We start from the raw sequence: 12,759 nt of genomic DNA on the forward strand, positions 1-12,759 counted from the left end.
GATGGCCGGGCCGGTCGAGAAGACGCCGAGCTTGTTCGCCGGCTCGGGCTCCTCGTCGAAGTGCTGCTTGTACGCGAGCCAGCACAGCACGGCGCCGATGATGGCACCGATCAGCTGCGCGCCGATGTAGGTGATGACGCTGAGGAACGACACGGCCACCGTCGTGCCCATCGCGGCGTTGCCGAACTCGGTCGCGCCGTTCGCGACGAGGCCGAGCGTGACCGCCGGGTTGATGTGCGCGCCGGAGGCGTACGAGACGACCACACCCGCGAAGACCGCGAGGCCCCAGCCGATGTTGACCATGAGGAAGCCGCCGTTGAAGCCCTTGGTGCGCACGAGTGCGACGTTGGCGACCACGCCGCAGCCGAGCAGCACGAGCATCGCCGTGCCGACGAGCTCCGCGAGGAACAAGACCCCGAGATTGTCCACGTTGACTACCCATCCTTTCGCTGAGCCCGCGGGCCGCGCCCAAGGGCGGTGATAGTGCTCACCCTAGTCACAGACTCGGGCGCGGGGGAAGAGCGCTCCCTCGCCGCGTGTTCCGGGCTATTCATCCGAGCCCCCTTACCTGAACCGCTCGGCGGGGCGTAGGTTTGCGGTACTGCCGTTGCGGCGTCGGTGCCCTCTGCGCGACGCCGCGCGGCCCTGCGGGGAAGGGATTTGCGGTGAAGAAGATCATCAACGACCCGAAGCGCGTGGTCGACGAGTCCGTGGCGGGCTTCGCGGCCGCCCACGCCGATCTGGTGCGTGTCGAGTACGACCCGATCTTCGTCGTGCGAGCCGATGCGCCGGTCGCCGGCAAGGTCGGGCTCGTCAGCGGCGGAGGCAGCGGACACGAGCCGCTCCACGCGGGATATGTCGGCTACGGCATGCTCGATGCGGCGGTGCCCGGCGCCGTCTTCACCTCGCCGACGCCGGACCCGATCCTCGCCGCGACGAAGGCGGTCGACGGGGGAGCGGGCGTGCTCCACATCGTGAAGAACTACACGGGCGACGTGCTGAACTTCGAGACCGCGGCCGATCTCGCCGCGGCGGAGGGCATCGAGGTGCGTGCGGTCGTCACGAACGACGATGTCGCCGTGAAGGACTCCCTCTACACGGCCGGCCGCCGAGGCGTCGCGGGAACCGTGCTCGTCGAGAAGATCGCCGGCGCCGCCGCGCAGCGCGGCGATTCCTTGGACGAGGTGGCCGCCGTCGCCGAACGGGTGAACGCCAATGCACGTTCGATGGGCCTCGCGCTCACGCCGTGCATCGTGCCGCACGCCGGCGAGCCGAGCTTCACCCTCGCCGAGGACGAGATCGAGATCGGCATCGGCATCCACGGGGAGCCGGGCCGCGAGCGCATCAAGCTCGAGCCCGCCGATCGCTTGGTCGACCGGCTGCTCGACCCGATCCTCGACGACCTGCCGTTCGGCTCGGGCGACCGCGTGCTGCTCTTCGTGAACGGCATGGGCGGGACGCCGCAGCTCGAGCTCTACCTCGCGTACCGTCGGGCCGCGGAGGCGCTCGGCGAACGGGGGATCGAGATCGCCCGTTCGCTCGTCGGCAACTACATCACCGCCCTCGAGATGCAGGGCATGTCGATCACCCTGCTGAAGCTCGACGACGAGATGATCCAGCTGTGGGACGCGCCGGTGCAGACGGCCGCGCTCCGCTGGGGCCGGTAGAGAGGGGCTGAGCGTGGGCTTGGACATCACCTGGGCGGTCGATTGGGTGCGCCGCAGCGCGGAGACCGTCGCCGAGCATCGCACGAGGCTCATCGCACTCGATCGCGAGATCGGCGACGGCGATCACGGCGAGAACCTCGACCGCGGCTTCCAGGCCGTGCTGCCGAAGCTCGACGACCTCGCCGCGGGATCGACCCCCGGCGACGTGCTGAAGCTGGTGGCGACCACCTTGATCTCGACGGTCGGCGGTGCCGCCGGCCCGCTCTACGGCACCGCGTACCTGAAGGGGGCGATGGCGGCCGGGTCCGCGACCTCCCTCGACGGGCCGGCGATCGCCGCGGTGCTGACCGCCGCTCGTGACGGCATCGTCGCGCGCGGCAAGGCCGAGTCGGGCGACAAGACGATGGTGGATGCCTGGACTCCGGCGGTCGAGGCCGCGGATGCCGAGGCGGCGTCCGGTGCGGACGCCCGCACGGTCCTGGAGGCTGCGGCGAGCGCGGCGGAGGCCGGGGCGGAGGCGACCGAGCCGCTCGTCGCCAGGAAGGGCCGCGCGAGCTACCTCGGCGAACGGTCGGCCGGCCATCGCGACCCGGGGGCCGAGTCGTCGGCGCTCCTGCTGCGCGCCGCAGCGGACGCGGCCGTCGCGGCGGCGGGGGACTGAGGAGTGGGCTCGGAAGGCCGTGTGGGCCTCGTCTTCGTCTCGCACTCCGCAAAGATCGCCGAGGGGCTCGTCGAGCTGGCCGCTCAGATGGCTCCCGAGACGGCGCTCATCGCGGCGGGCGGCACGGACGACGGGCGGATCGGAACGAGCTTCGACCGCGTGAGCGCGGCGATCGCGGAGGCGGACGCCGGGCACGGCGTGGTCGTGCTCTGCGATCTCGGCTCGGCGATCCTGACCGCGGAGACCGCGCTCGATTTCCTCGACGACGAGGTGCGCGAGCGCGTGCGCATCGTGGACGCCCCGATCGTCGAGGGCGGGGTGGCCGCTGCGGTCGCGGCGCAGGCCGGCGACGGGCTCGAGGCCGTGGTCGCAGCGGCTCGCAGCGCCGCCGGAGGCGATGTCGATGCCGGCGAGGCATCCGCCGCGGGCCCCGGCTCGACGTCCGCTGACGGAGCGAACGGACCGCAGCGCACCGTGCGACTCGTCAACCCGTCGGGGCTGCACGCGCGCCCCGCGGCCGAGCTGGTGAAGCTCGCGAGCACCTTCGCCGAGCCGGTGACGGTGAACGGCACCGACGCGAAGAGTCTGCTCGCGATCATGGCGATGGGCCTGACGAAGGGCGCGGAGGTCGTCATCGCGAGCGCGGATCCCGCGGGCGGGGCGGCGGTCGACGCGCTCGCGGAGCTCGTGGAGTCCGGGTTCGGGGAGGTCTGACGGGGCCGAGCGTGCCGCCGGCGTCAGTTGCCGCCGCTGATGCGGATGTCCGTGCCCGTCGTGTAGCTCGCGTCGTCCGACAGGAGGTAGTCGACGGCGCCCGCGATCTCGTGCGGCTCGCCGGCGCGACCCATCGGGATCGATGCAGCGCGCTCGTCCGGAGCGTTCGGCCGGCCGGCATCCGCGTGGATCTCGGTGCGCGTCGTGCCGGGGGAGACCGTGTTCACCCGGACCCCCGCGCGCGCGAACTCCTTCGCGGTGCCGAGCGTGAGCACGTTCAGGGCGGCCTTGCTCATCGAGTACGGCACGTAGCGGTTCGGCGAGCCGCTCGTCGCGGCGCCGGAGGAGATGTTCACGATCGAGCCGCCTCGTCCGCCCAGCTCAGTGGACATGTGCCGGATCGCCTGCTGGGTGATGAGGAGCGGTGCGAGGACGTTCACCCGGAAGACGAGCTCGCTCTCTTCGAGCGGGACTTCGAGGAAGCCGCCGATCTTGCCGGTGATGCCGGCGTTGTTCACGAGTCCGGTGACGGTGCCGAACTGCTCGATGGCGGCCGGCACGATGCTCGCGGCCGCGTCGAGGTCGGCCAGATCGACCCGGATCAGCTCGACCCGGGCGCCGCTCGCGCGGAGCCGCGCGGTGAGTTCCTGCGCTTCGTCCTCCCGGCTGCGGTAGCTGAGCAGGAGCGCGTGCCCCTTGCCCGCGAGGCGCTCGGCGATGGCCCGGCCGATCCCGCGGGTGCCGCCGGTGATGATGGTCGCGGGTGTCGTCGGGGCAGAGCTCATGGGTCCAGCCTAGGCAGCGCGGCGGGGTGGCGGCGCCCGGCGTCGAGGCGTAGCATCCGGCCATGGCACGCGACGCAGCGAGCCGCCCAGGAGACGGCAACGCTTTCACCAGGTTCTTCGATCGAGTGGACTCCGCGCTCGAGCCGATCTTCGGCGCCCCGCCCTCGGTCAGTGACGTGGACCAGACGGATGCCGCCGAGCTCCGGACTCGGCCGTGTCCCGTCTGCGGTCACGCGATCTTCGAGCACGCTTTCGACGATCTGTCCGGCAACATCGTCATGACGTGTCCCACGACCGAACGGCTGCCGGAGCGCGCGACGACGGGGCCGCTGAACGAGCTGGGCATGCCGGCGCACGGGCGTCGCTTGGTACGGTACGAGCAGCGCGCCTCCGCGGGCTGAACGGCTGCGCTCAGCGGAGGGCGTGGAGGTAACGCCACCTCGTGACGCGCTGAGCGATCCGAAGCAGCGGGTAGGCGCGGCGCCACGGACCGTACGCCGCCGCGCGTGAGCGGGACCTGATGGTGAGGGCGATCACGCCGTCGGCGGTGCGATCGAGCACGAACGCCTCCTCGCCGTCGAGCGGGTGGCCCGCTCTCGTGGCGTAGGCGAATCCGACGCGCGACGGCTCATCGACGACGGCGACCACTTCCACCGGCTCCGGCACGCTCCAAGCGAGGATGCCGGCGCGGACGATGAGCCGGGCCCCAGGCGTCGCGACGGCGCCGCCCGGAACGCGGAAGCCGCTGCGCGTCTTCACGCGCCAGCGGAGCAGATCCACTGCGGCGCGGTGCCACAGCTCGTCTCCCTCGCCGATCACCCGGACGACCTCGCTCGTGTCGAACCCGGCAGTCGGCCGGACACCGTCGAGCAACGACGGGGGAGTGTCATCCTCCGACCGCATTCCATCCGCCCTTCTGCGTACGTTCGGACAGGCTACTGGGTCTCCGTTTCGCTCCTGGGGATGTCGGTGGTCAGTGATTGAGTGGCGCCATGACTGAGGTGCGACTGCAACGATGGTCCGACGACGATCTCGCCACGCTGCAGCGCAGCAACACGGCAGAGATGACGGCTCATCTCGGCGGCCCGGAGACGCCGGAGGCCGTCGAACGCCGCCACGAGCGGTATCTGGGGGAGTGGCGTGACGGCACCGCCCGCATGTTCCGCATCGTGATCGACGGGCACCCGGAGGGCGTCGGTTCCATCGGCTACTGGCCGCATGATCACCATGGCGAAGCGGCGGTCGAGGCGGGGTGGGCCGTGGAATCGGGCTATCAGGGGCGGGGCATCGCGACCGGTGCGCTTCGCGCCCTCATCGCGGAGGTGCGCCGTCACGACCCTGCGGTCGCGATCTACGCGTACCCGCGCATGACGAACGAGGCCTCGGGCGCCATCTGCCGCAAGGTGGGCTTCGAGCTCATCGGAGTCGAAGCCTTCGAGTACCCCCGCGGTCACGTCGAAGACTCGGGAGTGTGGGTGTTCCGCGGGCCCGCCGTGTGACGATGGGACGAGCGCTTCCACTGAGCGTCAATGCCGTCCAGTGTTCCGTGGTCGTCTCGCTCCGCTCGCAGGGGAGTGGTCGCGCTGACCGATCGAACGTGCATCGGCTTGGTTGCTGAGACGAGGGCCCGCGCGGATCTAGTGTTGACATCGTCAGGAACTCCGTCATCCGAGCCTCGTGAGGTCGAAATGTCGCTCCGCCAGTCGCCGTTCGCGCAGGAAGGTCTGACTGGGAGGCGGGTGACCCGAGGATGGGCTGCGTACTTGATCGTCATCGGCACTCTGCTGGTCGTTCAGATCGGGACCATCTCCGCGCTGGCCATCGCGTTCCCTGTCCCGGACGGGTCACCGATGTCGCAGGTTCAGGAGGCGATCGGTGACGCCGCCGGCATCCTGGTGATCGTGTTGTGGGTCGTTCTGTTCGAACGGCGGGCTATCGCCAGATTGGGACTTCATAAGCCCGCGCGCGGTATCGGGAACCTGCTGGTGGGCATCGTGGCCGGGCTGGCGCTGGTCTCCATCCCGGTGCTGTTCCTGCTCTTCACGGGCGCCTACGTCGTGGTCGACACGCCCGCCGGGACGACGAGCGGCTTCTCCGCGTTGCCGATGGTGATGGCCATGCTGGCGCTGGTGGTCGTGCAAGGCGGCGGCGAAGAGGTGCTCTTCCGCGGCTTCCTGTTGCAGAACCAGGTCCACAAGGTACCGGCCTGGCTGGCAGTGCTGTTGCCGGCGTTCGTGTTCACGGTGGTGCACCAGGTGCTCTCGAAGCCGCTGCCGTTCATCACGATCTTCGCCTACGCGGTGTTCGCGTCGCTCATCGTGCTGCGCAACAACTCGCTGTGGGGCATCATGGGTCTCCACGCCGGGTGGAACTGGGCCATGGGGTACCTCTACGGCATCCAGGTCAGCGGCCTGCCGAACAAGACCGAGACGATCGTCAACCTCGCGCCCGCGGACGATGCTCCCGACTGGCTCACCGGCGGCGCATTTGGCACCGAGGGTGGTCTCGCAGCGGCCGTCACCATCGTGCTCGCCACCGGCATCGCGTACCTCTCGCTCCGCAAGCGAGCCAGGGCCTGGCCTGACGCGCCTGAAACGCCGCGTGCTCCCGCGGTTGCGGAGCAGGCCGGAACGACGTCCGCGACGGAGTGACGGGTCGCCCAGCCGTCGACGCCCGGGAAGGGCAGTCGCGGATCAGCTATCGGACATAATGTGCATTATCGGCGCATGAGAACGCGGTACGAGAGTGGGTAGCGCACGATCGGTCGACGCTCGGGAACGCTGCATCTCGTCGTCGCTGGCGACGACTGGTGCTGCGTGTGTGCACTCAGCTGTCGATATGGATGGCTCCGCCGAGTGCGGCCCATTCGTGTATGAACTCGCTCGTGAGTGCATACCCGAGCTGCTCGCCACTGTCGGAGATGAAGCTGATTCGCAGCACGAGCTCGATCCCGCCAGCTGCTGGGAGCTGAAGGGCGACCGACGCTCGGATGGCATCGCCCAGCACCTGGTCCAGTCGGCGCTGCCGATCGCGCCAATCCTTGCCCGGGATTCGGGCCATTTCCACGAGATGGTGCGCCCGGGTATCGAAACCCAGTTCGCGCGCGCGTTCGACGCTCGCGAAGACGTAGCTCGCCGAGACGAGCAGATAGCCGGGCTCGCTCACTGCGGGCCGAGTGCCTGACCGGCCGTGTGCGCGGCCGCGAGCGCATCGCTGTGCGAGCGCTCCCCCGTGATGGTCGCGTCGGTGTCACCGGCGCGGGACCGGCTTCGACGTGACCTGATCGTGACCCAGGCGGTGCCGCCGGCGAGCAGGGCTAGGAATCCCCCGAGCCAGAAGATGAGTTCCATGCCGCTCCCCCGTTCCCGTGGGCAGGAGCATACGCCATGCCGGCGAGAAATGGAAGCATATTCTCCGATTTACTTGCTGACCGCGGTAGCGTCGGAGCATGGCCATCATCATTCGCGCAGCGAGCGGCCCTGACTTCGCTGCGACCGAGGAGATCGAGCGCGACGCCGATCAGGTGTTCGTGGATCGCTTCGAGACGCGCGACTGGCCGCCGCCGGGCACTGCGGACGAACGTGCCGCGGCGCCCGGGTTCACCCTTGTCGCCGCTTCGAGCGCAGAGCCATCGGCTCCCATTCTGGGCTTCGTCCAGGTACTCGAGATCGCGGGGCAGGCTCACCTCGAACAGCTGTCCGTTCGCCCGGACAAGGGGCGCCGCGGGATCGGCGGTCAGCTCGTCGAAGCGGCCGCGGCCGAGGCGCAGGCGCGCGGGTACACGGTGCTGACGCTGCGTACCTACGCGGACGTGCCGTGGAACGGCCCGTTCTATCTCCGGCACGGTTTCCTCGAGACGGAACCGACCACGGACTTCGAGCTGAGCCTTCCGCCGATCGAGGCGGCGCTCGGGCTCGACGCCTATGGGCGCCGCATCCAGATGACCCGGGCGCTCTGACGCCCGCGGGCCCGGCTCAGTCCTGCTCCCCCAGCTCGGCGCGGAGGGCCGCGGCATCCGCTCGATACATCGCCGCGTGCTCGAGCAGATCTGCGCGCCCAGTCTCCTCCGCGCGCTCACGCGTGAAGGCCTCGAGCTCGTCGAGTCGCTCGGCGGCGGCCGCGAGCACCTGCCGCGGCGAGGCATCCGTTCCGTACGCGTCGAGCAGCGCCAGGAGGCGCGCGTCGCGGTCGAGCCCGTCGGCGTCCGGCGCGTCCGCCGCGTACGGGACGATGCGGTAAGCGAGGTACGCGAGATCCCAGAGCCTGGGCCCGGGCGAGGCGAGATCGAAGTCGATCGCTCCGACGAGCTCGCCGTCGCGCACGATGAGGTTGTACGTGGCGAAGTCGTTGTGGCAGATGACCTCGACGGGCTCCCGCGCGGCGGTGCGCCAGACGAGATCAGCCCCAATCAGCGGCACGCTCGCGTCGTGGAGCCGCCGGAGCAGCGCGCCCGCGTCGCTCAGCACCCGCTCCGACCAGAGCACCGCGGGATCGGCCGACGCGAGGTTGTCGCCCTCGACGAACGAGAGTATCTCGCGGCCGCGCTCATCCAGCCCGAGCGGCACGGGGATGCCGGAGACGCCGGATTCGCCGAGCGCGGCCAGCAGCCGCTGCACGGCCGGCGTCCACGCCCCCGCGGGTCGCCGGACGGTGTCGCCGATGCGGACGACCTCGCCCATGTTGCCGCCGGCGAGCACCTCGCCGGTCTCACTCGTGGCGGATCGGGAGGTGTTCGCGGCGTCGCTCATCCCGCGAGCCTATCGAGGCGTGCGGTCACGCCCCGACGTACTCGGCCAGGTGCTGCCCGGTCAGCGTCGACTTCGCCGCGACCAACTCGGCCGGCGTGCCCTCGAAGACGACGAGTCCGCCGTCGTGCCCCGCGCCGGGGCCGAGGTCGATGATCCAGTCCGCGTGCGCCATCACCGCCTGATGGTGCTCGATCACGATGACCGACTTGCCGGAGTCGACCAGCCGGTCGAGCAGGCCGAGCAGGTTCTCGACGTCGGCGAGATGCAGGCCGGTCGTGGGCTCGTCGAGCACGTAGACCTCGCCCGTCTCCCCCATCGCGATCGCGAGCTTCACGCGCTGACGTTCACCTCCGGAGAGCGTCGAGAGCGGCTGCCCGAGCGTGAGATAGCCGAGCCCGACGTCGGCGAGCCGGCCGAGGATGGCGACCGCGGCCGGGATCTTCGCCTCGCCCTCGGCGAAGAACTCGCGCGCCCGCGCGACGGGCAGGTCGAGGACCTCGGTGATGTCGAGCCCGCCGAGCTTGTAGTCGAGCACGGCCGCCTGGAAGCGCTTGCCGCCGCAGTCCTCGCACGGGGTCTCGATCGTGTCCATGAACCCGAGCTCGGTGACGATGACGCCCGAGCCCTTGCACGTCGGGCAGGCGCCCTCGGAGTTCGCGCTGAACAGCGCCGGCTTCACGCCGTTCGCCTTCGCGAACGCCTTGCGGATCGGCTCGAGCAGCCCGGTGTACGTGGCCGGGTTGCTCCGCCGGGAGCCCTTGATCGCGCCCTGGTCGATGGAGACGACGCCCGGCCGCTTCACCACGGAGTTGTGGATGAGCGAGCTCTTGCCCGACCCGGCCACGCCCGTCACCACCGTGAGCACGCCGAGCGGCAGGTCGACGTCGACGTCGCGCAGGTTGTGCTCGTTGGCGCCGCGCACCTCGATGGCCCCGGAGGCGCTGCGCACCTTCGGTTTGAGCGACGCCCGGTCGTCGAGATGCCGGCCCGTGAGCGTGCCGCTCCGCTTGAGCCCCTCCACGTCGCCCTCGAAGCAGATCTCGCCGCCGTTGCTGCCGGCCCCCGGACCGAGGTCGACGACGTGGTCGGCGATCGCGATCGTCTCGGGCTTGTGCTCGACGACGAGCACGGTGTTGCCCTTGTCGCGCAACCGCAGGAGCAGGCTGTTCATGCGTTGGATGTCGTGCGGGTGCAGCCCGATCGTCGGCTCGTCGAACACGTACGTGATGTCGGTGAGCGAGGACCCGAGATGACGGAGCATCTTGATGCGCTGCGCCTCGCCGCCGGACAGCGTGCCGGACGGCCGCTCGAGACTCAGGTAGCCGAGGCCCAGCGTGACGAAGGCGTCGAGGTTGGCGCTGAGCGCGCCGAGCAGCGGTCCCGCCTCGGGCAGATGCAGGCCGCGCACCCAGTCGGCGAGGTCGGTCACCTGCATGCGGCACGCGTCGGCGATGCTGATGCCGTCGATCTTCGACGATCTGGCGCCCTCGGTGAGGCGGGTTCCGTCGCACTCCGGGCAGGTCGCGAAGGAGGCGACCCGCTCGACGAACGCGCGGATGTGCGGCTGCAGCGCGTCGAGGTCCTTCGAGAGCATCGACTTCGTGAGCTTCGGGATGAGCCCCTCGTAGGTCATGTTGATGCCGCTGATCTTGACCTTCGTCACCTCGCCGTAGAGGAAGAGGTGCCGCTGCTTCTCGGTGAACTGCGCGATCGGCTTGTCGGCGGGATAGAAGCCCGACTCGGAGAAGCCCTTCACCATCCAACCGTCGGCCGTGTATCCGGGCACCATGATCGCGCCCTCGTTCAGCGACTTCGACTCGTCGACGATCTGCGAGAGATCGAGGTCCGACACCTGCCCGCGGCCCTCGCAGCGCGGGCACATGCCGCCGAGATAGATCGCGTCCTTGACGATCTTCTTCTCGCCGCCGGGTCCGGTCATCACCCCGCTCGCCTTCTGCGTCGGGATGTTGAACGAGAACGCGGTCGGGCCGCCGACGTACGGTCGCCCCAGCTTGCTGAACAGGATGCGCAGCATCGCGTTGGCGTCGGTGACCGTGCCGACGGTCGATCGCGGGTTCGCCCCGAGCCGCTCCTGGTCGACGATGATCGCCGTCGTGAGCCCCTCGAGCACGTCCACGTCGGGGCGCGGCACCGAGGGCATGAAGCCCTGCACGAAGGCGCTGTAGGTCTCGTCGATCATGCGCCGGGACTCCGCGGCGATCGTGTCGAACACGAGCGAGCTCTTGCCGGAGCCGGAGACGCCCGTGAACACCGTGAGTCGGCGCTTCGGGAGCTCGACATCCACGTCCTTCAGGTTGTTCTCGCGGGCGCCCCGCACGAGGATGCGCTCGTGCTGGTCGGCGGGGTGCTCGGCGGCGGCGGGCGTCGGGGCATCGGTCATGGCTGCTCCATCATTCGGCGTTCGGCTTCGGCGGTGGTCGGTGCGGCTGGTGGGTGGGCGGATGTCGCTCAGCTCGGCTGCTGGATGCGCACCATGTTGCCGGCGGGGTCGCGGAACGCGCAGTCGCGGACGCCGTACGGCTGGTCGATGGGCTCCTGCGCCACCTCGGCCCCGCTCGCCTGCACCCGGTCGAAGGCGGCGTCGACGTCGCCTGCTGCGAGGACGATGCTCGCGAAGGTGCCCTTCGCCATCATCTCGGCGATGGTGCGCTGCTCGTCCTCGGTGATGCCCGGGTCGGCGTTCGGCGGGTAGAGCACGACGGAGTTCGTCTGCTGCGGCGCGCCGAGCGTCAGCCAGCGCATGCCGTCGTAGCCGACGTCGTTGCGCAGCTCGAATCCCAGCACGTCGCGGTAGAAGGCGAGGGATGCCTCGGCATCCGTGTGCGGAAGGAAGGTGTACTGAATCGAGATGTCCATGCGCGTCACGCTAGTCGCTGGGGTTTCGGGCGCGCTTCTCGATTCCTGATCGGTCTCGTCGCGCGTTTGGCGAGGACCGACGGTACGCCCTCGAGCGGCCCCGCCGCTTGCGCGCGGAACTCGCTCGGCGGCACGCCGACGAGCTCCGTGAAGCGGGTGCTGAACGTGCCCAGCGAGGAGCAGCCCACCTCGAAGCAGACCTCGGTCACGCTGAGGTCGCCGCGCCGGAGCAGCGCCATCGCGCGCTCGATGCGGCGGGTCATGAGGTAGCTGTAGACCGACTCGCCGTAGGCCGCCTTGAACGCGCGGCTGAGATGGCCGGCGGACAGGTTCGCTCCGCGGGCGAGTTCGTCGACGTTCAACGGCCGGGCGTACTCGCGGTCGATGCGATCGCGGACGCGGCGCAGACGCGCCAGGTCTGCGAGCCGCTGTCGCTCGCGGTCGGCGTCGGCGTGCTCGGCCATCTCTCCCCCGGTGCATCGTTCGGCGAGGGCGGCGTGCACCGCCCGCTCGGAGCCTGAAGCGACGCTAGCGCACCCGAGCGACATCCGTTCCATGGCGCGACCGGCTAGCTCCCGTCGCGAAAGGTCGCATCGCGACGCGCGGGTTCACATCCGACACTCAGCTTGCGCGGCGGCCTAGCCTGGCCCCGTATCTCCCAGTCGTGAGAAAGGAACCGCTCATGTCAACGCCCCAGTCGGACGGCGTCTTCGCTGCGTTCTCGCTCGATGCGAAGGACCTGACGAAGTCCGCCATCAACACGGTGCGCGCCACCCTGGGCATCTCCGGTGCCGTCGCGCTCATCTTCGGTCTGCTGATCACCTTCTGGCCGAAGAACTCCGCCGTGGTCATCACGATCCTCTTCGGGATCTACTTCATCATCGCGGGCCTCGCGTACCTCGGCCTCGGCATCTTCTCCAAGGGGATCTCGGGCGGGGCGAGGGCGCTCGACATCATCCTCGGCGTCCTGTTCGTCATCGGCGGTGTGATCGTGCTCGCGAACCCCAGCGAGTCGGCCGTCATCCTCGGCCTGTTCCTCGGCCTCTTCGTCGGCATCCTGTGGATCGTCGAGGGCATCGTGGCACTCGTCCAGTCGGGCGACGCCGCGTCGAAGGGGTGGGCGATCTTCTTCGGCATCCTGAGCGTCGTGGCCGGTATCGTGCTGCTCTTCTCGCCGCTCTGGGGCGCCGTGGTGCTGTTCATCTTCGCGGGAATCGCGCTCATCGTGCTCGGCATCGTGCAGATCGTGCGCGCGTTCACCTTCGGCAAGGGCGTCGCCGCCTGACCCGGACGCGCAACGACGACGG

17 protein-coding genes are annotated in these 12,759 nt (G+C 69.9%); 8 read left to right on the forward strand and 9 right to left on the reverse strand.

Annotated features, from left to right (window positions below; all coding sequences use genetic code 11):
* A partial coding sequence (locus tag IEY71_RS17935; RefSeq protein WP_229781861.1) for an MIP/aquaporin family protein occupies positions 1-381 on the reverse strand: 381 nt, incomplete at its 3' end.
* A gap of 284 nt (positions 382-665) precedes the next feature.
* On the opposite strand from IEY71_RS17935, the gene dhaK reads away from it, so the two are divergent.
* From dhaK to dhaM, 3 genes are read left to right on the forward strand one after another with little or no spacing between them, the layout of a single operon-like run.
* Positions 666-1,667: a dihydroxyacetone kinase subunit DhaK gene (dhaK, locus tag IEY71_RS17940; RefSeq protein WP_189086760.1), complete on the forward strand. Its 1,002-nt coding sequence runs from the start codon at positions 666-668 to the stop codon at positions 1,665-1,667.
* 13 nt (positions 1,668-1,680) lie between these two features.
* A complete protein-coding gene (gene dhaL / locus IEY71_RS17945; protein ID WP_189086761.1) occupies positions 1,681-2,328 on the forward strand; it encodes a dihydroxyacetone kinase subunit DhaL in 648 nt (215 codons plus the stop codon).
* 21 nt (positions 2,329-2,349) lie between these two features.
* Positions 2,350-3,042, forward strand: a complete 693-nt coding sequence (gene dhaM, locus IEY71_RS17950; RefSeq protein ID WP_189086762.1) for a dihydroxyacetone kinase phosphoryl donor subunit DhaM — start codon at positions 2,350-2,352, stop codon at positions 3,040-3,042.
* Between the two features lie 23 nt (positions 3,043-3,065).
* On the opposite strand, the gene IEY71_RS17955 is transcribed toward dhaM, so the two are convergent.
* The gene (locus IEY71_RS17955; RefSeq protein ID WP_189086763.1) at positions 3,066-3,827 is read right to left on the reverse strand and encodes an SDR family NAD(P)-dependent oxidoreductase; all 762 of its coding nucleotides are present in this window, start codon (positions 3,825-3,827) and stop codon (positions 3,066-3,068) included.
* Between the two features lie 62 nt (positions 3,828-3,889).
* Here IEY71_RS17955 and IEY71_RS17960 point away from each other — a divergent pair, with 62 nt between their 5' ends.
* Positions 3,890-4,228, forward strand: coding sequence for a hypothetical protein (locus tag IEY71_RS17960; RefSeq protein WP_189086764.1), 339 nt, complete (start codon positions 3,890-3,892; stop codon positions 4,226-4,228).
* A 10-nt stretch (positions 4,229-4,238) separates the two neighbouring features.
* Here IEY71_RS17960 and IEY71_RS17965 read toward each other — a convergent pair whose 3' ends face one another.
* Positions 4,239-4,700 (reverse strand): DUF1990 family protein, encoded by a 462-nt coding sequence (locus IEY71_RS17965; RefSeq protein ID WP_229781855.1) that lies wholly within the window; start codon positions 4,698-4,700, stop codon positions 4,239-4,241.
* A 119-nt stretch (positions 4,701-4,819) separates the two neighbouring features.
* Between IEY71_RS17965 and IEY71_RS17970 the strand changes: the two genes are divergently transcribed.
* Together IEY71_RS17970 and IEY71_RS17975 are read left to right on the forward strand one after the other, a co-directional pair.
* Positions 4,820-5,326 (forward strand): GNAT family N-acetyltransferase, encoded by a 507-nt coding sequence (locus IEY71_RS17970; protein WP_189086766.1) that lies wholly within the window; start codon positions 4,820-4,822, stop codon positions 5,324-5,326.
* A 264-nt stretch (positions 5,327-5,590) separates the two neighbouring features.
* Positions 5,591-6,478 (forward strand): CPBP family intramembrane glutamic endopeptidase, encoded by an 888-nt coding sequence (locus IEY71_RS17975; protein ID WP_189086767.1) that lies wholly within the window; start codon positions 5,591-5,593, stop codon positions 6,476-6,478.
* A 175-nt stretch (positions 6,479-6,653) separates the two neighbouring features.
* Here IEY71_RS17975 and IEY71_RS17980 read toward each other — a convergent pair whose 3' ends face one another.
* A complete protein-coding gene (locus IEY71_RS17980) occupies positions 6,654-6,992 on the reverse strand; it encodes a hypothetical protein (protein ID WP_189086768.1) in 339 nt (112 codons plus the stop codon).
* Complete coding sequence (locus IEY71_RS17985) at positions 6,989-7,177, reverse strand: hypothetical protein (RefSeq protein WP_189086769.1); 189 nt, start codon at positions 7,175-7,177, stop codon at positions 6,989-6,991. Before IEY71_RS17985 ends, IEY71_RS17980 begins: the two co-directional genes overlap by 4 nt.
* 98 nt (positions 7,178-7,275) lie before the next feature.
* Here IEY71_RS17985 and IEY71_RS17990 point away from each other — a divergent pair, with 98 nt between their 5' ends.
* The gene (locus IEY71_RS17990; RefSeq protein ID WP_189086770.1) at positions 7,276-7,785 is read left to right on the forward strand and encodes a GNAT family N-acetyltransferase; all 510 of its coding nucleotides are present in this window, start codon (positions 7,276-7,278) and stop codon (positions 7,783-7,785) included.
* 16 nt (positions 7,786-7,801) lie between these two features.
* On the opposite strand, the gene IEY71_RS17995 is transcribed toward IEY71_RS17990, so the two are convergent.
* The 4 genes from IEY71_RS17995 to IEY71_RS18010 all read right to left on the reverse strand — a co-directional run bounded on the left by IEY71_RS17995 (position 7,802) and on the right by IEY71_RS18010 (position 11,916).
* On the reverse strand, positions 7,802-8,575 hold the full coding sequence (locus IEY71_RS17995; RefSeq protein ID WP_189086771.1) for a phosphotransferase: 774 nt from the start codon (positions 8,573-8,575) through the stop codon (positions 7,802-7,804).
* Positions 8,576-8,600: 25 nt separating this feature from the next.
* Positions 8,601-10,976: an ATP-binding cassette domain-containing protein gene (locus IEY71_RS18000; protein ID WP_189086772.1), complete on the reverse strand. Its 2,376-nt coding sequence runs from the start codon at positions 10,974-10,976 to the stop codon at positions 8,601-8,603.
* A gap of 68 nt (positions 10,977-11,044) precedes the next feature.
* On the reverse strand, positions 11,045-11,452 hold the full coding sequence (locus tag IEY71_RS18005; protein ID WP_189086773.1) for a VOC family protein: 408 nt from the start codon (positions 11,450-11,452) through the stop codon (positions 11,045-11,047).
* Between the two features lie 5 nt (positions 11,453-11,457).
* Positions 11,458-11,916 (reverse strand): helix-turn-helix transcriptional regulator, encoded by a 459-nt coding sequence (locus tag IEY71_RS18010; RefSeq protein WP_189086774.1) that lies wholly within the window; start codon positions 11,914-11,916, stop codon positions 11,458-11,460.
* Positions 11,917-12,134: 218 nt separating this feature from the next.
* Here IEY71_RS18010 and IEY71_RS18015 point away from each other — a divergent pair, with 218 nt between their 5' ends.
* Positions 12,135-12,737, forward strand: a complete 603-nt coding sequence (locus tag IEY71_RS18015; RefSeq protein WP_189086775.1) for an HdeD family acid-resistance protein — start codon at positions 12,135-12,137, stop codon at positions 12,735-12,737.
* Positions 12,738-12,759: the final 22 nt, after the last annotated feature.

Origin of the sequence: Agromyces mediolanus, assembly GCF_014648575.1 — a bacterium.
In the GTDB taxonomy this organism is placed as follows: domain Bacteria; phylum Actinomycetota; class Actinomycetes; order Actinomycetales; family Microbacteriaceae; genus Agromyces; species Agromyces mediolanus.

Coding starts and splice junctions, on each gene's coding strand:
- IEY71_RS17955 (WP_189086763.1), bottom strand. CDS start 3,827: ATGAGCTCTGCCCCGACGACACCCGCGACCATCATCACCGGCGGCACC.
- IEY71_RS17960 (WP_189086764.1), top strand. CDS start 3,890: ATGGCACGCGACGCAGCGAGCCGCCCAGGAGACGGCAACGCTTTCACC.
- IEY71_RS17970 (WP_189086766.1), top strand. CDS start 4,820: ATGACTGAGGTGCGACTGCAACGATGGTCCGACGACGATCTCGCCACG.
- IEY71_RS17985 (WP_189086769.1), bottom strand. CDS start 7,177: ATGGAACTCATCTTCTGGCTCGGGGGATTCCTAGCCCTGCTCGCCGGC.
- IEY71_RS17990 (WP_189086770.1), top strand. CDS start 7,276: ATGGCCATCATCATTCGCGCAGCGAGCGGCCCTGACTTCGCTGCGACC.
- IEY71_RS17995 (WP_189086771.1), bottom strand. CDS start 8,575: ATGAGCGACGCCGCGAACACCTCCCGATCCGCCACGAGTGAGACCGGC.
- IEY71_RS18000 (WP_189086772.1), bottom strand. CDS start 10,976: ATGACCGATGCCCCGACGCCCGCCGCCGCCGAGCACCCCGCCGACCAG.
- IEY71_RS18005 (WP_189086773.1), bottom strand. CDS start 11,452: ATGGACATCTCGATTCAGTACACCTTCCTTCCGCACACGGATGCCGAG.
- IEY71_RS18010 (WP_189086774.1), bottom strand. CDS start 11,916: ATGGCCGAGCACGCCGACGCCGACCGCGAGCGACAGCGGCTCGCAGAC.
- IEY71_RS18015 (WP_189086775.1), top strand. CDS start 12,135: ATGTCAACGCCCCAGTCGGACGGCGTCTTCGCTGCGTTCTCGCTCGAT.